Genomic DNA, 24,818 nt, shown 5'->3' with positions numbered 1-24,818 from the left:
TCTATTGAAACTAAATTAATGTCAAGAAGATTTTGTCTTTGAGGTTATAGCACTACGGGAAAATATTAGGAAATTATGTTGTTCTCTGTTGCCGTCTTAGTCGATTACACTTTCAGAGGAAACCTCTGTGTGTCTTAACCTAAAAGCAAGCGTACTGCTATAGATGATAGAACTGTCTGCAAAGCAATAAATTTGTTGGTGTTATTCCTTTATACATGGATGACCCTCCGACAAATTTTTAGATTTTTCAACGATAATTGTTTGACGGTCATAAATTTTGGTAAATATAACAGTAAAGCCTCATTAGTTAAATAACTTACATTCTTAAAAGTTAAGTAAATATACAAAATATTACAAAAAGTTCAATTAAAAACTTCATAGCTGTGATTTATGTTCATCTGTATATGTGCAAATTACTTAAGTAGTCATATGCAGAATAAACTTGGTTAAAATAATTTTTTCTAACATCCTTTTTCAGGATATTTACTGTGAAACAAGAATTGAAGGCATGGAATTATGGCAGAACTGAAAGTTTATACCAAAGTATTTAGAATTTTGGCTAAAAATATTCGAGATTTAGAACAAGACATTCAAACTTTACGACAAGAGCAATCCAAAATAACAGCAGTTAGTCAACCAAGTTTCACTGTAGAAATGAAGTTAGAAATTGCAGAGCTTTTGAGCAAGCCAGTTTAGCTGTTATTGTTGACAGCAATTAAATGTTTGAGAAGTATTTGATTAATCCTAATTGATGAAATTAGTTAAATTAAGTAGTCGGGCAAAATTAATTAGTTAGTACAGATAAGGCAGTAGTCCTTCGCTTCGCTCAGGAGGAGAAAGAGGGCAGGAGGAAATTTAAAATGTATAAATAATTATGCTTAAATACTTAACTGTTTTTACGTAAACAATTTTGATTTCAAATTAACTATTTATAACCGTTTTCGCTTCTATGAGATACACCTTAAGATACGGGTTGATGGTTGATTTTTCATGATTAATAGTTGATTGAGATTTACCTTATCAATATCAAAAACGCTATATTGTTTTTGTGTTTAATTCACTACCCTGAAGCCCTGAAAAACCGCAGTTTATCTTTTCACTCTCTTCGTTTTGTTTGTTGAGGAATAACTTTAGACTTAAGGCAAAATAAGCTTCATAATTTTTTAGATGAAGTACGATTGCTCAATGGTCATTCTAAATTCAATAAATAATTTCGCAAAATACCTCTGTTTGTATAGAATAGACGGACTTGATATTAATTAATGTCCAAGATTGATTGTTTGCTCAAAGTAAAGTAACCTCCAAACAATGATAAATTGTCCAGATATAATGGGTAAACTTGATGAAAAACAATTTTTAGCGGTCAATTATGTTTGCCCTAGTACTAGTTTTTGCTTTTACTTTAGTAGTAATATTTATATTAATTAAACTTATAGATATTATTTTAAATAATACTTACCAACTCAAATATAATAATTTAAAATTAGCTGTAACTACAATTACCTTTGTTTTAACTTTTATTTTTTCTCTGATAATTGTTGTACTTGGAGTAAATTTGATTTTTTTTGGGTTAAATTTGGTCGGTTTAAAGCAAAATATTGCTCAAGCTGATATTAATGTTGATTTATTTGACTGTCCTTCTTTATTAGAAACAATTTATCACAACGAAAATCAAGTTTATCAATTTGAAAAGCATCGCTATATTGAAGAAGTAGCTCCACTTTTTACTATTAAAATAGAATACGAACAAGGAGCTAAAAGGTTACGAGAACAAGCAGGAAAATATCAGAATTTAAAAATTAGTAGCAAATCAATTAATGTAGTCCAAGAAATTTCGCAAAAGTTACTTGAAAAAGCCCATTTATTTGAAGAGCGTGTCAAAATTAAAGCTGATTCGTCTGGTACTAAGCAAATCTTAAAATTATTAGAAAAGATGGATCAAGTTACTGAAGAAAGGCTTAGACTGATCGATCGCGTTAAACAAAAATGCACTAATATTTAATTTCAATGCATCTAATTGATTGGCTCATCGTTGTATTGTATTTGTTAGTTACGATGGGAATAGGTTTGTACTTATCTCGTCGTGCTGCCACTAGTTTAGTTGATTTTTTCGTTTCTGGACGTTCTTTATCTTGGTGGTTAGCAGGAACAAGTATGGCTGCAACTACCTTTTCGATTGATACTCCTCTCTATGTCTGTGGTATTGTTGCTAGTCGCGGTATTGCTGGTAATTGGGAATGGTGGAGTTTTGGCATCTCTCATGTTGTTTTAATTTACATCTTTTCCCGACTTTGGCGACGTTCAGAAATAGTTACCGATGCCGAATTAACTGAGATACGCTATGGCGGAACAACCGCAGCAGTTTTAAGGGCAACTAAAGCTTTTTTGTTTGCAGTTCCGATTAATTGTATTGGAATTGGTTATGCCATGTTAGCTATGGTTAAAGTAGTTGATGCATTGCAGTTATGGCAAAGTTTAGGCTTTAATCCTGGAGAAAACCTTAAAATTTGGAGTGTAGTCGGAGTTAGCATCTTTGTGCTGATTTATTCTGGGTTTTCTGGGTTATGGGGAGTAGTTACAACTGATTTTTTTCAATTTTTCTTAGCTTTAATTGGTGCGGTAGTAGTAGCTATCTACGCAGTTAATCATGTGGGTGGTATTGCCGAATTAATACCACAAGTTCAACAAGCAACTGCAATCGATGTATTATCATTCTTTCCAGTGCAATTAGGGTGGCAAGGATTTAGTTGGAATGATGCAGCAGGAATTACTGCTAGTACGTTTGCTGCTTATTTATTAGTTCAATGGTGGTCATTTCGTCGTAGTGACGGTGGCGGAGAATTTATACAGCGTTTAATAGCTGCTAAAGATGAAGCTGAAGCAGAAAAAGCTTCTTGGTTTTTTAATATTTTGAACTATATTATCCGTACTTGGCCTTGGATTATTGTTGCTTTAGTAGCAATTGTTATTTATCCTGATTTAGAAGATCCCGAATTAAGCTATCCCAAATTAATGCTAGATTTTTTGCCCCCTGTAATGTTGGGATTAGTGGTAGCTTCTTTAATTGCTGCTTTTATGAGTACGGTTTCTACTTCGATTAATTGGGGTGCATCTTACTTGACTAACGATCTATATCTGCGTTTTTTGCATCCTAATGCAACTCAAGCTGAATTAGTATTGGCAGGAAGAATAGCTTCAGTATTGGTAACTGTTTTAGGAGCGATCGCAGCTTTTTATGCTACTGATATTACCACAGTTTTTCGTTTAGTGATAGCGATCGGAACTGGTCCAGGTTTAGTTCTAATTTTGCGTTGGTTTTGGTGGCGAATTAATGCAGCAGCCGAATTAGCAGCAATGATTGGTGGATTTAGTATTGGACTATTTACTAGTGTTTTTCCTGGTTTTAATCAAATTTTTGCTGATTTTGGTGGGCGTTTAATGTTTATTTCCTTGGTAACAGCGATTATTTGGTTGACTGTTATGTGGCTTACTCCTCCAGAAACTGATGCCGTCCTTGATAATTTTTATCGTCGAGTTCGTCCAGGAGGAATTGGTTGGCAACGTCAAAGAGAACGGACTGGTTTACCATCGGCCCAAGATTTAGGTAGAGATCTCCTCAAAGTTGTAGCAGCTAGTTTATTATTATTTGGTTTAATGTTAGGAATTGGTGGCTTTTTATTATTACAACCACTGACAGGATGGATAGCTTTGATTGGTGCTGTCTTTGGAGGATTTTGGTTGCGTCAACTCAATAAAAAAAGAATATTAATTATGTCACGACCAGGTTTAGAAGATTAGTGATTTAATCAAGTTATTAATCTCTTCAAAAGCAGTCTTGCTAAACAAAAGGCACATATGCGACTACGAAGTAGCAGCAGGTGCGGTCAGCTTCGCTGGCGCAGAAGCGATCGCTCTTGGTTACAAAAGTTATTTATTAATTGTAAATAATTGTGCTATAGTTGCTAAGAAGTTACAGTAAGTCAGCCTAATTCTTAAGCTATTAATTTTAATTAATTACTTAAGCTTATAAGAAACGGGGGAACCATAATCTGGGGCTAATTTTCATTGTTAATCTGTGAAAAAGAACAACTCTCAGTTCTAGTCCGTCAGCTAACTCCGTAGGCATTGAGAGTGGACTGAAGAGTCAACATTTCTGCAATGTCTTGTACTCATCAGTTTTGCTCATTGGTACTGCTGTGTTTTGTACCTAACCGCTTAATTGTGAGACATTGCCAATGGAATTAAGTATAAATTCTTCCACAAACAATTATCTTGACCAATTAAGTTTAAAACAGCCTTATATTTTGATTTGGCTCAACCTTATGCTTAATAGCATTGTTTTATATTAGTTTTTCATTATTGCTCCTAATTATTTTTTTTAACTAAATTAGCTCAAGTAAAAGTTCAGTAAATACAAAAAATACTAGAGATAAATAGTTAATTAATACTCATCAATATCTGTATCAATAGTAGAAATTATCTACGTCAACTTTCTGCTTAATTACATTAATTTCTAGAAAATATGATTTCATCTACTATGCCGGCTTTAGTTACCGCCTTGACCTTTGTGGCTGTCATTACAGCAATTATGACAGAAAAGATTCATCTGACCATTGCAGCATTTTTAGGTGCCTTAGTCTTAATTTTTGCTCACATCATGACTTTGACAGAAGCAGTAGAATACATCAGTCGAAGTTACTCTACCCTAGCTTTATTTTTTGGAGTTATGGTATTAGTCAGGGCATTTGAACCAACTAAAGTTTTTGATTATTTAGGTACTCAAATGGTTATCCTTGCTAAAGGACAAGGAAAGAGACTTCTACTTGCAATCGTGGCAATAACTACTCCCATTTGTGCAGTTTTACCAAATGCTACGACTGTAATGTTACTTGCTCCTTTAGTTCCGCCAATTGCCGAGGAAATTGGGGTTGATTTTGTACCTTTATTAGTTTTGATGGTACTAGTAGCAAATAGTGCAGGATTACTCACTTTAGTAGGAGATCCCGCTACTTTTTTAGTAGGAGATGCAGTTAATCTTAGTTTTACTGATTATTTATCACGTTTAAGTTTAGGTGGAGTACTAGCAGTAGGCACTATTGTAGTACTAGTTCCATTTTTGTTTAGAGATATCTGGAATAAAAAACTAGACACCTTAGCAAATTTACCCCACCCAAAAATTAATCATCCTCGTGTCTTAATGTTGGGTGGATTAATTATTAGCTTTGTTCTATTATTTTTTGTCATTGGTGAATTATTACCTGTTCCAATTCCTCCCCCTGCTACAGCATTAATGGGTGCTGCTTTAGCTTTATGGTTAGCGCAATCTACCAAAATTGATACTGTTAATAACATTCTTCAAGATGTAGATTGGAGTACTCTTCTATTCTTTATGTTTGTCTTCGTTTTAATTGGAGGACTAGAAAAAACAGGGGTAATCAATAGTTTATCAGGATTTTTGGGAGTAATAATTGGTCAAAATATTTTCTTGGGTTCTTTGTTACTAATTGCTTTTGTTGGTTTGTTATCAAGTGTCGTTCCCAACATTCCTTTAGTAGTAGCAATGATTCCTTTACTCAAACAGTATTTAGTTAATGTTGGTTTTGTTGGTTCAGAAATATTATCTCCCGATTTTGCAGGTCAAATACCCGTTGAAGTTTTACCTTTATTTTATGCGATGATGTTTGGTGCAACTTTAGGAGGTAATGGTACTTTGGTAGGTGCTTCTTCTAATATTGTTGCAGCAGGAATTGCTGAACTACACGGTAGACGAATTTCTTTTAAAAAGTTTCTTCGTTATGGTTTACCTGTGATGGGCGCTCAATTACTAGTATCTGCCGTTTACATGACTGTCTTTTTTCTACTGTAACTAAAGGAATACTCCAGATTTAAAATTTAAAACTGAGATGAATATATAGTGCTATATTTATTGTCTATCTGTAATTGTTTCAGAAGTAGCGGGTTTCATTCTCGTTTCAATTTCCTCTAAAGTCTGAATCACTAGACGTTTCGCCTGAAGTCGCCAACCCCATTTCTGAAGGTTAAAAGCAATGGGGAATGCTATTGCAGGTGCTAAAAAATCTATAGGTTGTTGAAAAGATATTCCTAATAATAATCCTAATCCCGCAATACCCCAAAAGGGTAAGGCAACTGTTTGACGTTGATTTTCAACTAATTTGGCTAAAAAATTAGTCGGCATTTGGGCTAGTAATTCTGTTTTAATCTGTTTTTGTTCTGCTACAGGCACAGATAAATTAATTTTTTGACGCAGTTTTTCGATTTTGCGAGCATCACTACTATATTGAGTCAGTTCATCCTCTGCCATGAGGACTAGTCTTTCTAATTGGGACATCGTTATTTATTTAGGGTATCTAGCTTAGTTTATCTGAAACTAGAGGCATAGTTTAATTTTTTGATTAAATTTTTTAGAGCAATTACAATTGATTATTTTAAGAAAAAAAGAATCTAACTTTAGATACTTGTTTAATCTAGTGAATTTTCTTTATCAGTTAAAGAACTTATAAGTATCAATTAATGTAATCAGAATGAGTTTCAAAATTATTTGGCGATTATTAAAAGAAACTTGGCAAGAATGGCAGGATGACAATGCTTCCCGTTTAGCAGCATCCCTCGCTTACTATACGATTTTTTCTTTATCCCCCTTGTTGATTATTGCTATTAGTATTGCTGGAGCAATTTTTGGTGAAGAAGCAGCTAGAGGTGAAATTGTTGGACAAATTCAAGGTTTAGTTGGTACTAATGGCGCAGAAGTAATCGAAACCGCAATTCAAAATGCCAATCGACCAGATATTAGTAATATTGCTTCGACAATTAGTATCGTAGTTTTGTTATTTGGTGCTTCTGGGGTATTTGCTGAGTTACAAGAAGCTCTTAATTTAATTTGGGAAGTAAAAGCTAGACCACAACAAGGTATTTGGGGTTTTATTAGAAAGAGAATTTTATCTTTTTCAGTAGTATTAGGAATTGGTTTTTTATTGCTAGTTTCTTTGATTATTAGTGCAGTTTTATCAGCACTTAGTAATTATTTGAATGGGTTAGTTCCTGGAGTAGAGTTAATTTGGCAAGTTGTTAATTTTATGATTTCTTTTGTAGTTACTACAATCCTATTTGCTTTAATGTATAAGTTTCTTCCTGATGTCAAAATTCGTTGGAATGATGTTTGGATTGGAGCAATTATTACTTCTTTATTATTTTCAATTGGTAGATTTATTTTAGGGGCTTATTTAGGGGGCGGTAGTTTTGGTTCTACTTATGGTGCTGCTGGTTCTTTAGTAATTATTTTGGCATGGGTTTATTATTCAACTCAAATTTTGTTTTTTGGTGCAGAGTTTACCCAAGTTTATGCTAAAAGATATGGCTCACAAATTATTCCTAATAAACACGCTGTTCCGCTTAATAAGTCTTCTGAATAACCTATTGTGGTGACAAGCTTACGCATTTTTCTATTCAACAAATACCTTCATGGTAGTTTTGTGCGGTTTAAATTGTGCAAATAATTAATTAAATTAGTTAATAACCAACAAAAACCTGGTGTGAAACCATACCTAGGCTAATTGAATTTTTTCTTACTTTTGTTAGCCAATCTTCTTTTCAAAAAACCTAAATTAGCTCGGATTCCATTACGACTAATATGAATATTAATCTTTCTACTACCAATGGAAACACTCGCCAAACCATTTTGAGTAAGGTTTAATTTAAATCCTGGTAGAAGTTTAACTGTTTTTCGATAGCGCAAACCCATTGCTATTTGCTCCTGACAGGCTTAATTTAGCAAAAAATACTACTAAATATTAATATACCGAATTCACAGTTAATCGCGATCGCGTCTACACTTAAATTAACTTAAGTAATTTAGTAACTTAGTTTTAGTTGTTAATTAATTGACAAATTTTTGTTGAAATTGTTTTAAAGATAACACTTCGATTGTAGGATTATTTCGGGCTGCTACTCGCTCTATTTCAGTATTGTAACCCCAGTCAGCTAAAAATAATTTTATTGTTGATAATTCTAGTTGTTGTTGTACTACTTCCAAAGTTTTCAATCGATCTTCTACAAACCAAATTGTAATATCTTTTGGAGATTTACTTGCTTGTAATAATAATTTTAAGGTTTGATATTTGGGACGTTGATATTCTTTGCCAATAATACGCTCTTTTGGTAAGTCAATTCCTTGTTGTTCTAACAATTTTTGAGCGAAGCGTCCTTCTTTTGTAGTAATGATATATAGCTCAATTGATAAATTATTTATGTGTTTTAAAATTGATAATATTCCAGGATAGAACTGATGTAATTCTAACCAACTATCTAAATCATGATTGATCCAATTGTCTCGGTTACTGTCAAGCTTAGTGCTAATTTCTTGAGGCTTTAAATTTTCATTGTCAATAATTGTTTTAGCTACTAAAGACCAATTACTTAAAATTTCTATTTCATTAATTCCTAATCTTAAAGCTCTTAAAAGAATAGGCATTTCCCAACCAATTTCAATGACAGGACGCAGTTGATAAAAACTAGAAGCAAATTTATCTAAGTTTTCTGTACTATCTGATTCCCAAATCTCAAGATAAGTTTTTTTAGTAGTAGCAAAATATTCGGGTAAACCGTTACAAATAACTCCATCAAAGTCAAGAGCAAGAATATTAGGAAAATTCATTGAAAAAATTATATTTAAGTAAGTAACATATTTATAAACATATCGTAGAATCCTAATTATTTAGCTTTTTTTAGTTTTTAAAAATAATTATTTGGTAACCAAGGTAAATCTGTAATACCTGGATTGTAACCAAATTGACTTAATAATGTTGTTAATTGCCCTCGATGATGAGTCTGATGATTAAACATATGGGTTACTAATAACCAGGTAGGTAAAATACGAGTTTGGTGATCAACATTACTAGTATATTTAAAAGGTTGTTCTAACCACTGAGGCTGAAGATTTTTTGACCATTCAATAATTTGTAAATCAGTTTCTTCTCTTTTTTGACGAAGTTGCTCAAAATCACTATATAATTCTTCTGATGTTTTAGTAATAGTAAAAGGTTTTCCTAAAAATCTTCCCATCCAAGCAAGATCGCCATACAGTAAATGATTTAGAGTACCGTGAATTGATTTAAAAAATGCTCCTAAGTTTTCTTTACGTTTTGAGTCAGGAATATCAGCACAAATTTGATAAAGTTTTTGATTCATCCATTGATTGTATTGTGCCATTGTTTCATAATATTTTAAATTAGTCATTTGTTAACTGTTGATTGTTAATTGTTCGTCTACAGACTTTATATTAATAAAACTTTTGAGCTTTTGTACAGACATAGCATTTTAACTAAATTACCTAAAAGTTGATTTTGAAAAATTATGTCCTAGTAACTTGTCACGTAAATGTTTAATTCTATCCCGATATTTGGCAGCTTCTTCAAATTCTAAGTTTTTAGCAGCTTCTTTCATTTTTAATTCTAATTGTTCGATTAATTCTGGAATTTTTTCTAACGGTAATTCATCAGATTGTTCGTAAACTTCTTCTAACTGTTCACTATTTAAACGACGAGAAATATCTAAGAAAGCTAAAATTGAATTGCTAGATTTTTTAATAATAGATTGAGGCGTAATACCATTTCTTTTGTTATAAGCAATCTGAATGTTACGTCTTCTTTCTGTTTCTTCAATTGCCCGCGCCATACTATCGGTTAAATTATCAGCATATAAAATTGCCTCACCTTTGACATGACGGGCTGCCCTACCAATAGTTTGAATAATTGAACTTTCTGATCGCAAAAATCCTTCTTTATCTGCATCTAAAATTGCTACTAAAGATACTTCAGGTAAATCTAAGCCTTCTCGCAGCAAATTTACCCCGATTAAAACATCAAATCCTCCTTCTCTTAAAGCTTGTAAAATTTCAATTCGTTCAATTGATTTAATTTCTGAATGAAGATACTGAACTCGAACACCTCTTTCTTGGAAATATTCAGTTAAATCTTCCGCCATTTTTTTAGTTAGAGTTGTAATTAAAACTCTTTCTTGCTTGTTAATTCTAGTTTTAATTTCTCCTAATAAATCATCAACTTGTCCATCGGTAGGACGAACAAAAATTTCTGGATCAATTACGCCTGTAGGACGGATAATTTGCTCGATAATTCGGTCTTCAGATTGTTCAATTTCCCATTTTCCAGGAGTAGCAGAAACAAAAATACATTGATTAACTTTTTGCCAAAACTCTTCAGATTTTAAGGGACGATTATCAGCAGCAGAAGGAAGACGAAAACCATGTTCAATTAAAACTTGTTTACGAGCGCGATCGCCATTGTACATTCCTCGAATTTGCGGTACAGTAACGTGGGATTCATCAATTACAAGTAACCAATCTTTGGGAAAATAATCAACCAAACATTCTGGTGGTTCGCCTGGTTTTCTTCCTGCTAAATGGCGAGAATAGTTTTCGACACCGTTGCAGTATCCTACTTCTTGTAGTAATTCTAAATCGTAGCGTGTACGCTGTTCTAACCTTTGGGCTTCTAATAATTTTCCTGCTTGTTCTAATTCAATTAAACGGTTTTCCAATTCTGTTTTAATATCATGACAAGCCCGTTCTAATTGATCTTCTGGCGTAACAAAGTGACGGGCAGGATAAATACTAATTCGTTGTAAACTTTGTAAAATCTCTCCTGTGACAGGATCGACATAACGCAAGGCTTCAATCTCATCACCAAAAAATTCGATCCGAATAATGCGATCTTCATAAGCAGGAACGATTTCTAAAACATCTCCCTTAACCCGAAAACGTCCCCTTTCTAAATCTATATCATTACGATTGTATTGTACCGAAACTAAGTCTCTCAATAACTCTCGTTGATCAATTTCCTTGCCTACTTCCAAAGGTACAGCAGCTTTCAAATATTCTGCTGGCATACCCAAACCATAAATACAACTGATCGAAGCGACTACAATCACATCTTGGCGTTCAAAAAGCGATCGCGTTGCTGAGTGACGTAACATATCAATCTCATCGTTGATCGAAGCTGTTTTCTCAATATAAGTATCGGTAACAGGAATATATGCCTCTGGTTGATAATAATCGTAATAACTAATAAAATATTCGACTGCGTTGTCAGGAAAAAACTGACGTAACTCGTTACATAACTGGGCTGCTAAAGTTTTATTATGTGCCAAAACCAAAGTAGGTTTCCCAATCTTTTCAATCACATTGGCAATAGAAAAAGTCTTCCCCGTTCCCGTTGCACCTAATAAAGTTTGAAATCGATTACCTGCTTGAATTGATTTAGTTAACCCAGCGATCGCACTAGGTTGATCTCCCGTTGCTTGAAATGGTGCTTGTAGCTGAAATCCGCTCATAAATAACTCAAGTACAATTCTACTATGGCTGCCCTTGAGATTAATTTAATAAAAAAACTAGATAATAGCTACTTAGTTTTGACAAGTTTGCTAGCAAGAGCGATCGCTTGAATATCTAAAAAATAAAGATGGGTTTTACAATTACTCTACCCATCCTACAAAAAATTATTCACTTAAAACTAAATCAATCTTTAACTAGCCACTACTGACTCGGTTGGATTTTCTTGATTTTTAGCTTGCAAAGCTGCATAAAGACGATTTAACGCTTGAATATAAGCACGGGCAGAAGCCACAATAATATCAGTATTAGCTGCACGACCAGAATAAATTCGGTCTTGATGACGTAAACGAATCGTTACTTCCCCAATTGCATCAATTCCAGCAGTGACCGATTGTACTGAAAACTCAATCAGTTCATTAGGAACATTGACTACTCGATTAATTGCCTTATAAACTGCGTCTACTGGTCCTGTCCCAATCGCAGCATCAGTTAATTCCTCTCCTGCGGGAGTTCTCACCGTTACGGTAGCAGTCGGACAAGAATTATCTCCACAAGACACTTGTACTAATTCTAAACGAAATAGTTCAGGAGGCTGACGAATCTCATCGTTAACAATTGCTTCCAAATCCCAATCGCTGATTTCTTTTTTCTTATCAGCTACATCCTTAAAACGTACAAAAGCTTTATTTAATTCAACCTCGTTTAATTCGTAACCCAATTCTTTAAGGCGACTACGGAAAGCATTACGACCAGAATGTTTACCCAAAATAATTTGATTATCCGTTAATCCAATTAACTGGGCATCCATAATCTCATAGGTTAACTTATTCTTCAAAACACCATCTTGGTGAATACCAGATTCATGGGCAAAAGCATTCGCACCAACGATCGCTTTATTCGGTTGTACCATCATTCCTGTTAGATTAGATACCATCCGAGAAGTTTTATAAATTTGTTTGGTATCAATCTTAGTTAAAGGTTCAGTTGATTCTGCCGGTCTACCCAAGAAAGGATTAAAATACTGACGACGGACGTGAAGTGCCATCACCAACTCTTCTAAAGCTGCATTACCTGCCCGTTCACCAATCCCATTAATAGTACATTCTAACTGTCTCGCACCATTTTTTACTGCTTCCAAGAAATTAGCTACTGCTAAACCCAAATCATTATGTCCGTGAACAGAAATAATTGCTTGATCTATATTGGGAACGTTATCTTTAATTCCTTTAATTAAAGCCCCAAACTCACTAGGGGTAGTATAACCAACTGTATCGGGAATATTAATGGTAGTTGCTCCCGCCGCGATCGCAGCTTCTAAAACCTGATAGAGAAATTCTGGATCGCTTCTTCCTGCATCTTCAGGCGAAAACTCAACATCCTCTACAAAAGATTTAGCATAAGCCACCATTTCTGGCACAATGGCTAACACCTCTTGTCTAGTTTTACGCAACTTATATTGCAAATGGATATCAGAAGTTGCCAAAAAAGTATGAATCCTACTTTTAGCTGCTGGTTTTAAAGCTTCTGCTGCCGTTTTGATATCTGCTTGAGTTGCTCTTGCTAAACCACAAATAATCGGCCCATCTAGCGTACCAATTTCTCCAGCAACTTTAGTAACTGCTTCAAAATCTCCTTGACTAGCATAAGGGAAACCCGCCTCAATTATATCGACTCCTAATCGTGCCAAAGCTCGGGCAATTGTAAGTTTTTCCTCTACATTTAAAGTAGCTCCGGGAGATTGCTCGCCATCGCGAAGTGTGGTGTCGAAAATAATGATGCGCTCTTGTGACGTTTCCATAACCCTATGTGTGCTTATAATATAGGAGAATCTATTATTTATTGAAAATTATACGCTATTCTATTTTTTATCTTGAGAGTAATTGCGATCTTAACTTTTGATTTAGATTAAGAAGTGAAAGTCAATAATCACTTTTTTCAATATAAGGTCGAATATCGTTTAAATCTATATATCTATCTGTAGCATTTCTTAATTCTCTGGCGATCATTCCCTCCGTAGAAACAACAGTTATATGAGTATTTTTTGATCTTAATAATTCAATTGCTCGTTCAAAATCTCCATCTCCACTAAATAAAATTACTCGGTCATATTGCTCAACTGTATTAAACATATCTACAACAATTTCTATATCTAAATTAGCTTTTTGAGAATAACGACCAGAGACATCATCATAATATTCTTTAAGAATTTTAGTACGTACTGTATATCCCAAACTAATCAAAGCATCTCTAAATCCTCTTTGATCTTGGGCATCTTTTAATCCTGTATACCAAAAAGCATTAACTAAAACTACCGTTGGATCTTTAGTAAAAAAATCTAAAACTTTTCTTGGATCAAAAAACCAACCATTTTTTTGTTGTGCATAAAACATATTATTGCCGTCTACAAAAATAGAGAGACGGTCTCTCAAACAATTATTAGGACAATCCATAAAAACTAATACCTAAGTATTTGTATAATAGATAAAATTAGAGTTTTTAGTATAAACCGCTATTATAGCAATTTATTATTATATCAATTTTGGCTTATTTAGTTTTAGGTTGAAGCACCTAAAATCATTGTAAACATCAACGGCAAAATAACATTAACTTTAGTAGGAACTTAAGTATTTGTACTGTTGTCTGAAAACAAAAAAAAGTAGAGTCCGATTTTAAAACTCTACTTCCTAATTAAATTTGAAAATTTTTTGAGATAATTATTGAACTTTAATAGTTTCTAGTGCAGCTTCTACTTTTTGCACTACGGGTTCAGGCAAAGGCACATAACCCAATTCTTCAGAATAATTTTGCCCTTCAGTTAAAGCCCAATTAATTACATCTTTAAAAGCCTGGCCTTTATTGGCATCATATTGTTGATAAGCCATAATCCAAGTATAAGAAACAATCGGATATGAATCTGCTCCATCTGGATCTGCAATAAAAGCCCGAAGATTTTCTGGTAAAGTTACTGCTTCTAAAGTTTTAGCAGCAGACTCAGGCGTAGGTTCAATATAATTTCCAGATTTATTTTCTAGAGAAGCAACAGGAATGTCTTGCTGTTCCGCATAACCATACTCAATATAGCCAATTGAACCTTCTGTTTGTAGAATTTGAGCCGTAACCCCTTCGTTTCCTTTCGCACCAATTCCTGTAGGCCAAGAAACAGTTTTACCCTCCCCTACTTTTTCTTTCCATTCAGGACTAATTTCGCTGAGATGTTTAGTAAATACTCCTGTTGTACCACTACCATCAGAACGATAAACTACAGTAATGTTTTGATCGGGTAATTGCAAATCTGGATTGATTTGCGCGATCGCAGGATCATTCCATTTAGTAATTTTACCCAATAAAATATCTGTATATAATTGGCGAGATAGTTTTAATCCCTGAACATCTGGAAGATTATAACCCAAAACAATACTACCAGCAGTCATAGGAAGTAAAACAACTCCTCGTTCTACCTGAGCAATTTCTTCGTCTGTCATCGCCACATCACTAGCACCAAAGTCTACAGTTCCTTGAGTAAACTGCTCAACTCCAGCACCACTACCTACAGACTGATAGCTAATTTGTACGTTAGGATTTTGTTTATTGTATTCAGAAAACCATCTTTGATAAAGCGGAGCAGGAAAACTTGCTCCTGCACCTGTTAAAGATACTGATTGACCACCTCCTGTAGCTGGTGTTTGACTTTGTTCACCAGAAGGTGCAGTCGTTTGAGAACCACCACAAGCAGTCAGACTAAGAGTAAGAGCAAGTAAAGGACTTAACCATATTTGTCTTTGAGAAAATTTTAAGGTAACCATATTGAATGTATCGTCAAATTGTTTAAATATTTGATTTGTGTACTAACGCAAATACTAACCTTAAGCTATTGCGATTAGTCCTAGGTAAAGCTTAGGTAAGCAGAAGGTTAACTTTACCTTAAAAATCCTCTTTAGAACTGAAATCTCCCCTAACTTTGGTTAATTAACCGCAGTCGGGGAGAAAACATTCTTAACAGATTTTATTGAGGAAATTAGAATTGGAAAGTAGTACGAAGCACTCCAACCCAAGTTGTTTCATTAGCATCATTATGATCTGGGTTGAGGATCACATAAGCACCAGGAGTAATTAAAACGTTGTCGTTGAGAGGGAATTTGTAAAGTGCTTCGATCAAATAAGAAGTATCTGGGTCTTCGGTGATCCCTTCACCATCAGATACTTTAGGAGGCATACCACCACCAACTACTAATTCAGCACCTTCCTTTCCGAAGTCAAGGAGAGCAATATTAGCACCCCAAGTCCAGAGATCTGCTTCATTATTACTGCCTAGTTCTTCAGCAGTAGCATAACCACCGAAACCAGCAAGATTAAATTTTTCACCAAGCTGGAAAGTCGCACCTAAACCAAATTTGTTCGCAGCAACCGCAGCACCATTACCAAAGGGGTCTTGAGCGTTGTCGCTACCAGTACTACCACTCAAGTCAATGCTATCTCCAGTTTGGAAATTACGAACGTAAGTGGCAGCAATATCCAATCTCTCTATCGGAGAAAATTTGACTTGTGCAGCTGCACTGTAAGAACCATTGAATATACCTTCGCCTTCTGATGGATCAGAACCACCACCATCAACTAAGTACGCAGCAGTTATTTCTAATGCTTCTCCCAAACCAACTGTCGCGCCAGCACCAGCACCCTGTGTACTACGGAAAACAAGGGGATTATAGCGACTAAAGCGCGATAAAGCACCAGTACCACTACTTTCTAAGGATGGGTTGGTCACATCAAACACATCGTCGAAGTCAAGTCCTGCTGCACCGACGTAAAAATTGATATTTTCCCCAAAACCAGAAGTGTAATATAACTCGTCAATTTCGATATCATTGCCGTTGTTAGCGTCAAAGCCTAAACGAGCCATATCAGTTCCAGTTACATCATCAAGTCCGGGAACATTACCAGCTTGTAAACGTGTGCGTAAACGATCTTTACCAGTGAAGCTAGTATCGAAGTTTAAGCGTACGCGATCGCTTAAAGTTACTTGAGATTCATCACCTTCACCAAAGGTATCTACTACTGCAAAAATTGCTTCCCCTTTTAACTTGGTAGTAGTAGAAAATTGATTATCTTCTAAGAAAGCAGTGCGACTTTCAAGATCGTCAACTCGACCACCTAAAGTAGCAAGTTCTGCTTCAAACTCTTGAGTGAGTCGGTTAATAGTATCTAAATCCTCTCTTAAGACGGATTCAGAAGAAGCTATTAAACGTTCAATTTGGTTTAAGCAAGAGTTTAAACCTGCTGCAAATTCGTAACGAGATAAAGCCTGATTACCGCGATAAGTTTGATTAGGGTAACCTGCAATACAACCATAACGATCTACTAAGCTGCGTAACGCTTCATAAGCCCAGTCTGTGGGAGACACGTCTCGCAACTGATTAACGTTAGTTACCTGAGACATGGGTTGATTGCTATTTTGCTCATTGTAGCGATCAATTTGCTCTAAAGTATTTCCTACTGAATCAGGAGTACCATTAACTGTTTGCGCTAAAGTACTGTTGGCAGTAAATAAAGAAGCACCGATTAGAGCCGGAGTTACTTTAAGTAAATTCCAGAAAAGTTTATTCATTTTGTCCTCACACCTAAAGGTTGACTATCTTCACTAAAATTTAGATTGGATAGTTGGAAAACTCGCGGTTTTCTCATAACGATCACCAAGTATACTCTACATAGTTGCCAAATGGCTTGAGAGAATTCACAGTTATTGAGATTATTTATCGAATATTTTCTGTTCGATTAATCTCGCTGTTATCTATCTATTGATAGATTCACTTGAGTGTTGTTGATTGAAAGTAGATCCAGTTTAACCATCAGCATTTCCAAAAGATTATTTAATTAAAAAGTAAACTATTGGTAAGCTTCAGGTTAAGAATCTGAATGATTACTTTCATTGCTACTAAAAATTATACTTAGCTATTTCTGATTTAAGTACTTTTTTTTTGTTGTTTTTTAAATTAATTTTTGGAGATGTCTATTTTCTTTGTCCAGTAACGATGTAAGAAACTCTTTGAGCAATGTTGGTAGCGTGATCTGCCATTCTTTCCAAATGACGGATAATTAACCCTAACAATAAAATTGGTTCAACTAGACCTTTAACATCTCTTGAGTAGGCTAAAGTTTCATAGAGATGTTCATATGCCTCATCAACAACATCATCTAATTCTTTCACTCTTGCGCCTGCTGTCTGATCCAAGTCTGCTAAAGCCACTAAACTAGTAGCTAACATCAACTGAGCATGATCGGACATCGCTTCAACTTCTTTAAGACAAGTATGAGGAGGATATTTAACTAATTTAATTGCCATTTCAGAAATATCTTGAGCATAATCACCAATACGCTCTAAATCTCTTACCAATTGCATAAATGCGCTTAAAAGCCTTAAATCTTGAGCTACAGGTGCTTCTAAAGTCATTAGAGTCGAACAATCTAATTCAATTTGACGATAATATTGGTCGATTCTTTGATCTAAAAAGATAATTTTTTTGGCTGCTTCTAAATTTTTCTCAAATAAAGATTGATGACTTAGGCGAAACGACTCCTCTACGAGAGTACCCATACGCATAACATCTTGTTGCACTCTTCTAATTGAGCGATCAAAATTAGTTCGTTCCGGATGATGAGCTTGAGAGGATAAAGTCACTATTTAACTGATGATTTTAAATTATTATTAGTGGTCTAATTTATAGTAATAGCAAGAAAATATTAAGGTTTAATGAGGAAGTGTATTGCTTGTAACCGAATTGCCAATTTTTTTTTCTGAAGCAGACAAAGGTAAACAGATTTGTAACCAACCACCACCAGTTTGAGGATGATTTTGAGCAATAATTGAACCTTGATGAGCATCAACTATTTCCTGAACAATTGCTAATCCTAATCCACTCCCTTGCTCAGAAGAAAGAGATTGTCTCGTTCGAGATTTATCTCCACGATAAAGTCGTTTAAAAACATGAGGAAGATCGGCAATTTCAAATCCTGTTCCTGAATCAATTATATCGATTTTAATTTGAGAAGACGATAAGGAAGTATCGATTAATTGTGTTTCAATTTCAATGGTGATTTGTCCTTGAATTGGAGTATGTTTAATGGCATTGTCGAATAAATTAAGAAATACTTGAATTAAACGACCTTTATCTCCTTGTAGCCAAACTTCAGCTTCTCCAGAATAGTTAAAACTAATTTCTTTGCGATTAGCTAATGGTTCAAGAGTATGCCAGACAGAAAATAATAGTCCTCGTAGTTCAATTTTTTCATAATTTAAAATTTGACTGGGCTCTGCTCTTAATCTACTTAGTTCTAACCATTCTTCTACCAAATTAATCAGACGATTTGTTTCCTTTAGCATCTGTTCTACCCAACGAAGTTCAGGATTTTGTAATCGTTTAAGCAAATTTTCTGCTACTAAACTAATTGATGTAAGAGGAGTACGTAATTCATGGGTAAGATCAGAAAAAGCGCGATCGCTTTGCTGTGATAATTCAATTAAAGGTTGTCTATTTAAAATAAATATTCCTACTTCTCCTGCTGGAAGAGGAAAACTATGTCCACCTAAAGCAATCGATTTTACTCCTTTGGCAAGAGATGAAGATGAAGTTGACCCTAGAGATTCTTTGATTCGGTCATTATGTGTTACATTCGCTGCGTGTTGGGTAAAATAATAAACCCATTCTTGAACTTGAGGTTGTTGCGATTGACGAGTTGTTTCAATTAACTGGTCTAGTTCATAGGAACGAACTAATTCTAACAGCAGCCGAACTTGTCCAACTTGCCAGCGATCAATTTGTAATAATTCTCTTGCTTGTTGGTTGCACCACAATAATTGATTTTCTCCATCTACTCTTAGATAACCAAAGGGTGCTTGTTCAATTAGCTCTTGCCAAACTTCTTTTTCTACTTCTAATTGTCTTTTTTGTTGATTAAGATAAATTAATTCTCTTTTAATTAGAGAAATAGGTGGTAAAGAATTCACCCAATCAGCCCTAGAAGAATAGGTACTAAGAATTTGTTGCAATTGATGCTTAAAATGAGATTGTTTCCAAGCAAAGAAGGTAATACCTATTATTAAACCTAGCAGAAATTCTAAAGCAGCCATTAGTCATAGTCCCTTTCAATTTCTAATTATTAATGTCTGTTAGATAAATTACTAGCTATTAAATCTCAACCAAATAACTAATGACTACTTCAAAACCAAGTTAGGGACAATTAAATTTAGCCAAAACGATAACCAAAACCTCTAACAGTAATTAAATATTCTGGTTGACTAGGGTCTTTTTCCAATTTTTCTCTTAACCAACGAATATGAACATCAACTGTTTTTGTATCTCCTAAAAAATCAGGGCCCCAAATTTGTTCAATCAATTGTTCTCGCGACCAAACTCGTCGAGGATAACTCATAAATAATTCTAATAAACGAAACTCTTTGGGAGAAAGATTTACTTCTTCCCCTCTAACAATTACACGACATTCTTGAAGAAATAAATTGATCTCTCGATATTTTTGTACTGGTGTAGAAGTTTGTACATTGTAACGATGACGACGCAGAAGAGCGCGACAACGAGCTACTAATTCTCTCATGCTAAAGGGTTTAGTTAAGTAGTCATCTGCTCCTACTTCTAAACCCAAAACTCGGTCTGTTTCACTAGCTTTAGCACTAATAACTAAAATAGGTGTAATGTTTCCTTGATAACGCAGAAGACGACAGATATCTAGTCCATTAATCTCTGGCAACATTAAGTCCAAGACAATGAGGTCTGGTAAAAATTCATTAGTATGATTTTTTTCGTCATTTTGCAGAAAGTTTAAAGCCGTTCGTCCGTCAGCAGCAGTTTTTACTTGATAACCTTCTTCTTCTAAAGCTATAACAACCATATCGCGAATTAGCTCTTCATCTTCAATAAGAAGAATACGGTTTTTTTGAGTTAATTCGGGTTCAGAAGAAGTTTGGGTTTTGTCCAAGGATAGCATACAAAATTTGTCCTATTGTCCTATGCCCACATATACACCAAAATTGACTTGATGTGTTGTGATAATTGTTAGTAAAAAGTTATTTGTTATTTTCTAACCTGTGTTATTAAATATTTTTACTGAGATTAAAAAATTTGAGTGAATGACGCGATCGCTATAAGAAAAAAATCATTGTTTAAAGCGATCGCGGGGTGAATTTGGATTTAACTTGCTTAATTAATTTATTAGCGTAAGTAGTAACTAAACCTTTTGTAGCGGAAAACCCAAGCTTTCTCTTTGTTGTAAATATAAATGAGCAACTTGTCTGGCTAAATTACGAATTTTGCCTATGTAACGAGTTCTTTCTGTTACAGCGATTACTCCTCTAGCATCTAATAAATTGAAAGTATGAGAACATTTTAAAACATAATCTAGACTGGGTATTACTAACTCTCGTTCAATTAATTGTTTAGCTTCCTGTTCGTAAAGAGAAAATAAATTCAACAATAATTCCGGATTAGACGCTTCAAAATTATAAGTACACTGTTCAATTTCGCCCTGTAAAAAAATATCTCCGTAACTAAGTTGCTCATTCCATTCAATTTTCATAATGGCATCTACATTTTGTAAATACATAGCTAATCTTTCTAAGCCATAAGTAATTTCAATTGAGACAGGACGACAATCTATTCCTCCACATTGTTGAAAATAAGTAAACTGAGTAATTTCCATTCCATCCAACCAAATTTCCCATCCAGCACCCCAAGCTCCTACTGCTGCATCTTCCCAATTATCCTCTACAAATCTAATATCGTGGTCTTCAGGATGAATTCCTAAAGCTCTCAAAGAATCTAAATATACTTCTTGGATGTTATTTGGCGAAGGCTTGATTAAAACTTGATATTGATAATAATGTTGAACTCGGTTAGGGTTTTCTCCATATCTACCGTCAGTTGGTCTTCGACAAGGTTCAATATAAGCTACAGACCAAGGCTCTGGTCCCAAAGCTCTCAAGAAAGTATGAGGATTTTTTGTTCCTGCTCCTTTTTCTGTGTCGTATGGTTGAACAATCGAACAACCGCGATCGCTCCAAAATTGATTTAACTTAGCTACTATCTGTTGAAAATTTAAAACCATTTTTCGGTACGACTCTCAAAACTTACTAAACTAATTAAACATCGATCTGCCTTCAAAACCTTATCTCAAGCAACTTTGAAATTTTTTCAAAAATTTCCGCAAAAAGGGGTTGACTTTTAAAGAGAAGGTGGATATATTGGTAAATGCGCGGTTGAGGGAAACGTCCCGAGACAACGCTCCGAACCTAGACAAATCAATAGTTTGAAGGCTAAATAATTAAACCAGCCCTAGTTTAAAATAAACACTTAAATTAAACAATGAGTCAGGTTAAGGAAGTTCAGTTGAACCAAATTAATCTGGAAAGAACATCAAAAACTCAGCGATGAGAAAAATGTTCACCATGGAGAGTTTGATCCTGGCTCAGGATGAACGCTGGCGGTATGCCTAACACATGCAAGTCGAACGGGAATCCTTCGGGATTCTAGTGGCGGACGGGTGAGTAACGCGTGAGAATCTGCCTTCAGGACGGGGATAACAGTTGGAAACGACTGCTAATACCCGATGTGCCGAAAGGTAAAAGTAATTCGCCTGAAGAGGAGCTCGCGTCCGATTAGCTAGTTGGTGTGGTAAGAGCGCACCAAGGCGACGATCGGTAGCTGGTCTGAGAGGATGAGCAGCCACACTGGGACTGAGACACGGCCCAGACTCCTACGGGAGGCAGCAGTGGGGAATTTTCCGCAATGGGCGAAAGCCTGACGGAGCAATACCGCGTGAGGGAGGAAGGCCTTTGGGTTGTAAACCTCTTTTCTCAAGGAAGAAGTTCTGACGGTACTTGAGGAATCAGCATCGGCTAACTCCGTGCCAGCAGCCGCGGTAATACGGAGGATGCAAGCGTTATCCGGAATTATTGGGCGTAAAGCGTCCGCAGGCGGTTTCACAAGTCTGCTGTCAAAGACTGGAGCTTAACTCCGGGCAGGCGGTGGAAACTGTGAAACTAGAGTACGGTAGGGGTAGAGGGAATTCCCAGTGTAGCGGTGAAATGCGTAGAGATTGGGAAGAACACCAGTGGCGAAGGCGCTCTACTGGGCCGTAACTGACGCTCAGGGACGAAAGCTAGGGGAGCGAAAGGGATTAGATACCCCTGTAGTCCTAGCTGTAAACGATGGATACTAGGCGTTGCTTGTATCGACCCGAGCAGTGCCGCAGCTAACGCGTTAAGTATCCCGCCTGGGGAGTACGCACGCAAGTGTGAAACTCAAAGGAATTGACGGGGGCCCGCACAAGCGGTGGAGTATGTGGTTTAATTCGATGCAACGCGAAGAACCTTACCAGGACTTGACATGTCGCGAATCACTAGGAAACTAGAGAGTGCCTTCGGGAGCGCGAACACAGGTGGTGCATGGCTGTCGTCAGCTCGTGTCGTGAGATGTTGGGTTAAGTCCCGCAACGAGCGCAACCCTCGTTCTTAGTTGCCAGCAGTTAGGCTGGGCACTCTAGGAAGACTGCCGGTGACAAACCGGAGGAAGGTGGGGATGACGTCAAGTCAGCATGCCCCTTACGTCCTGGGCTACACACGTACTACAATGGTAGGGACAAAGGGCAGCAAGCTCGCAAGAGTAAGCGAATCTCAGCAAACCCTGCCTCAGTTCAGATTGCAGGCTGCAACTCGCCTGCATGAAGGAGGAATCGCTAGTAATCGCAGGTCAGCATACTGCGGTGAATCCGTTCCCGGGCCTTGTACACACCGCCCGTCACACCATGGAAGCTGGCCACGCCCGAAGTCGTTACCCTAACCCGTAAGGGAGGGGGATGCCGAAGGCAGGGCTAGTGACTGGGGTGAAGTCGTAACAAGGTAGCCGTACCGGAAGGTGTGGCTGGATCACCTCCTTTTTAGGGAGACCTGTTGAAGTCTACTGAAAGATACACAAATAAGTAGAGATTCAAATAATCCCAAGGTCGGACTAGGGAAAAAATTAAAGCCTTCAAACTAGTAACTGGTTCGGTTGAAAGAACATGGGCTATTAGCTCAGGTGGTTAGAGCGCACCCCTGATAAGGGTGAGGTCCCTGGTTCAAGTCCAGGATGGCCCACCTATCAGCCAACAAGAAACAGTAATCGGCAATTAAGTTAATTAAAAGCCAAAAATTGTGGAATGGTAAGCTGGTGAATCAAAAGAGGGGGTATAGCTCAGTTGGTAGAGCGCCTGCTTTGCAAGCAGGATGTCAGCGGTTCAAGTCCGCTTACCTCCACCAGAGTCAAACCGAATCAGGAATCAAAAAATCCAGCATCTGAAGCATCATAAGCTAGGAATGCTGGGCTTTGAGTCCAGTACAGCACCTTGAAAACTGCATAAAACATAGAGATTACCAGCAGGTAGAAATAGAAACAGAAAAACTATTTCGTGAAAAACAAGACAAGCTCCTAGCAGGTCAAGCTAGAAAGGGCTAACGGTGGATACCTAGGTACACAGAGGCGAAGAAGGACGTGGTGACCGACGATACGCTCCGGGGAGTTGGAAGCAAGCATTGAGCCGGAGGTTTCCGAATGGGGCAACCCCAAGTACGATCTACTGAACACATAGGTAGAAACGAGCCAACCCAGTGAACTGAAACATCTTAGTAGCTGGAGGAAAAGAAAGCAAAAGCGATTCCCTTAGTAGCGGCGAGCGAAGAGGGAGAAGCCTAAACCAGCGGACATGTCTGCTGGGGTAGTGGGACAGCCACAACGGGAAGGCAGAAGCTAGACGAAGCAGCTGAATACTGCACCAGAGAAGGTGAAAGTCCTGTAGTCGAAAGCTCAAGCAACCAGGCTGAATCCCGAGTAGCACGGAGCCCGTGGAATTCCGTGTGAATCAGCCGAGACCACTCGGTAAGGCTAAATACTACTGTGTAACCGATAGCGAAACAGTACCGCGAGGGAAAGGTGAAAAGAACCCCGGCGAGGGGAGTGAAATAGAACATGAAACCGTTAGCCTACAAGCAATGGGAGGACGATTGAACGTCTGACCGTGTGCCTGTTGAAGAATGAGCCGGCGACTTACAGGCTGTGGCTGGTTAAGGGGGAAAACCCGAAGCCAAAGTGAAAGCGAGTCTGACAAGGGCGTTTTTAGTCACAGTTTGTAGACCCGAACCCGGGTGATCTAACCATGTCCAGGATGAAGCTTGGGTAATACCAAGTGGAGGTCCGAACCGACCGACGTTGAAAAGTCGGCGGATGAGGTGTGGTTAGGGGTGAAATGCCAATCGAACTCGGAGCTAGCTGGTTCTCCCCGAAATGCGTTGAGGCGCAGCGGTTGAAAAATACTCCGAAGGGGTAAAGCACTGTTTCGCTGCGGGCTGCGAGAGCGGTACCAAAGTGAGGCAAACTCAGAATACTTCGGAGTCGACAACCAGTAAGACGGTGGG

Annotated in this window: 19 protein-coding genes, 2 tRNA genes, 2 rRNA genes and 1 riboswitch (1 of these 24 running past the window's edge); of the genes, 10 read left to right on the top strand and 13 right to left on the bottom strand. The window is 36.7% G+C overall.

The annotated features are described in order from the left end of the window. The first annotated feature begins 516 nt into the window (after positions 1-516). From STA7437_RS02010 to STA7437_RS01995, 5 genes are all read left to right on the top strand, one after another. Positions 517-696: a hypothetical protein gene (locus STA7437_RS02010; RefSeq protein WP_015191696.1), complete on the top strand. Its 180-nt coding sequence runs from the start codon at positions 517-519 to the stop codon at positions 694-696. Between the two features lie 673 nt (positions 697-1,369). Further along, complete coding sequence (locus STA7437_RS02005; protein WP_015191695.1) at positions 1,370-2,002, top strand: hypothetical protein; 633 nt, start codon at positions 1,370-1,372, stop codon at positions 2,000-2,002. Positions 2,003-2,007: 5 nt separating this feature from the next. Beyond that, positions 2,008-3,798 carry a sodium:solute symporter family protein gene (locus STA7437_RS02000; RefSeq protein WP_015191694.1) on the top strand — a complete coding sequence of 597 codons (1,791 nt, stop codon included), beginning with the start codon at positions 2,008-2,010 and terminating at the stop codon, positions 3,796-3,798. Between the two features lie 37 nt (positions 3,799-3,835). Further along, positions 3,836-3,979, top strand: coding sequence for a hypothetical protein (locus tag STA7437_RS26415; protein WP_171815437.1), 144 nt, complete (start codon positions 3,836-3,838; stop codon positions 3,977-3,979). Between the two features lie 26 nt (positions 3,980-4,005). Beyond that, positions 4,006-4,139: riboswitch (cyclic di-AMP (ydaO/yuaA leader) on the top strand. 383 nt (positions 4,140-4,522) lie between these two features. Then, the gene (locus tag STA7437_RS01995; protein ID WP_041619091.1) at positions 4,523-5,866 is read left to right on the top strand and encodes an ArsB/NhaD family transporter; all 1,344 of its coding nucleotides are present in this window, start codon (positions 4,523-4,525) and stop codon (positions 5,864-5,866) included. A 57-nt stretch (positions 5,867-5,923) separates the two neighbouring features. Here STA7437_RS01995 and STA7437_RS01990 read toward each other — a convergent pair whose 3' ends face one another. Further along, positions 5,924-6,349, bottom strand: coding sequence for a hypothetical protein (locus STA7437_RS01990; protein ID WP_015191692.1), 426 nt, complete (start codon positions 6,347-6,349; stop codon positions 5,924-5,926). Between the two features lie 193 nt (positions 6,350-6,542). On the opposite strand from STA7437_RS01990, the gene STA7437_RS01985 reads away from it, so the two are divergent. Further along, a complete protein-coding gene (locus STA7437_RS01985; protein WP_015191691.1) occupies positions 6,543-7,430 on the top strand; it encodes a YihY/virulence factor BrkB family protein in 888 nt (295 codons plus the stop codon). A gap of 137 nt (positions 7,431-7,567) precedes the next feature. On the opposite strand, the gene STA7437_RS01980 is transcribed toward STA7437_RS01985, so the two are convergent. From STA7437_RS01980 to glyQ, 12 genes are all read right to left on the bottom strand, one after another. After that, on the bottom strand, positions 7,568-7,759 hold the full coding sequence (locus STA7437_RS01980; protein WP_015191690.1) for a DUF4236 domain-containing protein: 192 nt from the start codon (positions 7,757-7,759) through the stop codon (positions 7,568-7,570). A gap of 135 nt (positions 7,760-7,894) precedes the next feature. After that, complete coding sequence (locus STA7437_RS01975) at positions 7,895-8,671, bottom strand: HAD family hydrolase (RefSeq protein ID WP_015191689.1); 777 nt, start codon at positions 8,669-8,671, stop codon at positions 7,895-7,897. 77 nt (positions 8,672-8,748) lie between these two features. Further along, positions 8,749-9,252, bottom strand: a complete 504-nt coding sequence (locus tag STA7437_RS01970; RefSeq protein WP_015191688.1) for a DinB family protein — start codon at positions 9,250-9,252, stop codon at positions 8,749-8,751. Positions 9,253-9,342: 90 nt separating this feature from the next. Then, entirely contained in the window at positions 9,343-11,364 is a 2,022-nt protein-coding gene (gene uvrB, locus STA7437_RS01965; RefSeq protein WP_015191687.1) for an excinuclease ABC subunit UvrB, read from the bottom strand. Positions 11,365-11,555: 191 nt separating this feature from the next. Further along, positions 11,556-13,163, bottom strand: coding sequence for a 2-isopropylmalate synthase (locus STA7437_RS01960; protein WP_015191686.1), 1,608 nt, complete (start codon positions 13,161-13,163; stop codon positions 11,556-11,558). Between the two features lie 121 nt (positions 13,164-13,284). Continuing rightward, positions 13,285-13,815: a LabA-like NYN domain-containing protein gene (locus tag STA7437_RS01955; RefSeq protein WP_015191685.1), complete on the bottom strand. Its 531-nt coding sequence runs from the start codon at positions 13,813-13,815 to the stop codon at positions 13,285-13,287. Positions 13,816-14,079: 264 nt separating this feature from the next. Then, positions 14,080-15,168 (bottom strand): phosphate ABC transporter substrate-binding protein PstS, encoded by a 1,089-nt coding sequence (pstS, locus tag STA7437_RS01950; RefSeq protein ID WP_015191684.1) that lies wholly within the window; start codon positions 15,166-15,168, stop codon positions 14,080-14,082. 212 nt (positions 15,169-15,380) lie between these two features. Then, positions 15,381-16,967 carry an iron uptake porin gene (locus STA7437_RS01945; RefSeq protein ID WP_015191683.1) on the bottom strand — a complete coding sequence of 529 codons (1,587 nt, stop codon included), beginning with the start codon at positions 16,965-16,967 and terminating at the stop codon, positions 15,381-15,383. A 402-nt stretch (positions 16,968-17,369) separates the two neighbouring features. Beyond that, positions 17,370-18,038 (bottom strand): phosphate signaling complex protein PhoU, encoded by a 669-nt coding sequence (gene phoU / locus STA7437_RS01940; protein ID WP_015191682.1) that lies wholly within the window; start codon positions 18,036-18,038, stop codon positions 17,370-17,372. A 69-nt stretch (positions 18,039-18,107) separates the two neighbouring features. Further along, a complete protein-coding gene (locus tag STA7437_RS01935) occupies positions 18,108-19,487 on the bottom strand; it encodes a sensor histidine kinase (protein WP_015191681.1) in 1,380 nt (459 codons plus the stop codon). Positions 19,488-19,603: 116 nt separating this feature from the next. After that, positions 19,604-20,359, bottom strand: a complete 756-nt coding sequence (locus tag STA7437_RS01930) for a response regulator transcription factor (protein WP_015191680.1) — start codon at positions 20,357-20,359, stop codon at positions 19,604-19,606. A 240-nt stretch (positions 20,360-20,599) separates the two neighbouring features. Beyond that, positions 20,600-21,475 carry a glycine--tRNA ligase subunit alpha gene (gene glyQ, locus STA7437_RS01925; protein WP_015191679.1) on the bottom strand — a complete coding sequence of 292 codons (876 nt, stop codon included), beginning with the start codon at positions 21,473-21,475 and terminating at the stop codon, positions 20,600-20,602. 337 nt (positions 21,476-21,812) lie between these two features. On the opposite strand from glyQ, the gene STA7437_RS01920 reads away from it, so the two are divergent. The 4 genes from STA7437_RS01920 to STA7437_RS01905 form a co-directional block, all read left to right on the top strand. After that, positions 21,813-23,305: ribosomal RNA gene (locus tag STA7437_RS01920) — 16S ribosomal RNA — on the top strand. 125 nt (positions 23,306-23,430) lie between these two features. Further along, positions 23,431-23,504: transfer RNA gene (locus tag STA7437_RS01915), tRNA-Ile, on the top strand. Positions 23,505-23,590: 86 nt separating this feature from the next. Next, positions 23,591-23,666, top strand: a tRNA-Ala gene (locus tag STA7437_RS01910). A 175-nt stretch (positions 23,667-23,841) separates the two neighbouring features. Next, a 23S ribosomal RNA gene (locus STA7437_RS01905) occupies positions 23,842-24,818 on the top strand (it continues 1,849 nt past the right edge of the window). Together the 16S and 23S rRNA genes with 2 tRNA genes alongside form the textbook arrangement of a ribosomal RNA operon.

It is taken from the genome of Stanieria cyanosphaera PCC 7437, assembly GCF_000317575.1.
GTDB lineage: Bacteria > Cyanobacteriota > Cyanobacteriia > Cyanobacteriales > Xenococcaceae > Stanieria > Stanieria cyanosphaera.
The sequence above is the reverse complement of the archived record's forward strand: the minus strand, read 5'-3'. Positions and strand labels throughout refer to the sequence as shown.

Coding starts and splice junctions, on each gene's coding strand:
- STA7437_RS01970 (WP_015191688.1), bottom strand. CDS start 9,252: ATGACTAATTTAAAATATTATGAAACAATGGCACAATACAATCAATGG.
- STA7437_RS01985 (WP_015191691.1), top strand. CDS start 6,543: ATGAGTTTCAAAATTATTTGGCGATTATTAAAAGAAACTTGGCAAGAA.
- STA7437_RS02000 (WP_015191694.1), top strand. CDS start 2,008: ATGCATCTAATTGATTGGCTCATCGTTGTATTGTATTTGTTAGTTACG.
- STA7437_RS02005 (WP_015191695.1), top strand. CDS start 1,370: ATGTTTGCCCTAGTACTAGTTTTTGCTTTTACTTTAGTAGTAATATTT.
- STA7437_RS01975 (WP_015191689.1), bottom strand. CDS start 8,671: ATGAATTTTCCTAATATTCTTGCTCTTGACTTTGATGGAGTTATTTGT.
- STA7437_RS01935 (WP_015191681.1), bottom strand. CDS start 19,487: ATGGCTGCTTTAGAATTTCTGCTAGGTTTAATAATAGGTATTACCTTC.
- STA7437_RS01990 (WP_015191692.1), bottom strand. CDS start 6,349: ATGTCCCAATTAGAAAGACTAGTCCTCATGGCAGAGGATGAACTGACT.
- glyQ (WP_015191679.1), bottom strand. CDS start 21,475: ATGGTTTTAAATTTTCAACAGATAGTAGCTAAGTTAAATCAATTTTGG.
- STA7437_RS02010 (WP_015191696.1), top strand. CDS start 517: ATGGCAGAACTGAAAGTTTATACCAAAGTATTTAGAATTTTGGCTAAA.
- uvrB (WP_015191687.1), bottom strand. CDS start 11,364: ATGAGCGGATTTCAGCTACAAGCACCATTTCAAGCAACGGGAGATCAA.
- STA7437_RS01980 (WP_015191690.1), bottom strand. CDS start 7,759: ATGGGTTTGCGCTATCGAAAAACAGTTAAACTTCTACCAGGATTTAAA.
- STA7437_RS01995 (WP_041619091.1), top strand. CDS start 4,523: ATGATTTCATCTACTATGCCGGCTTTAGTTACCGCCTTGACCTTTGTG.
- STA7437_RS01955 (WP_015191685.1), bottom strand. CDS start 13,815: ATGGATTGTCCTAATAATTGTTTGAGAGACCGTCTCTCTATTTTTGTA.
- STA7437_RS01945 (WP_015191683.1), bottom strand. CDS start 16,967: ATGAATAAACTTTTCTGGAATTTACTTAAAGTAACTCCGGCTCTAATC.
- STA7437_RS01960 (WP_015191686.1), bottom strand. CDS start 13,163: ATGGAAACGTCACAAGAGCGCATCATTATTTTCGACACCACACTTCGC.
- STA7437_RS01930 (WP_015191680.1), bottom strand. CDS start 20,359: ATGCTATCCTTGGACAAAACCCAAACTTCTTCTGAACCCGAATTAACT.
- pstS (WP_015191684.1), bottom strand. CDS start 15,168: ATGGTTACCTTAAAATTTTCTCAAAGACAAATATGGTTAAGTCCTTTA.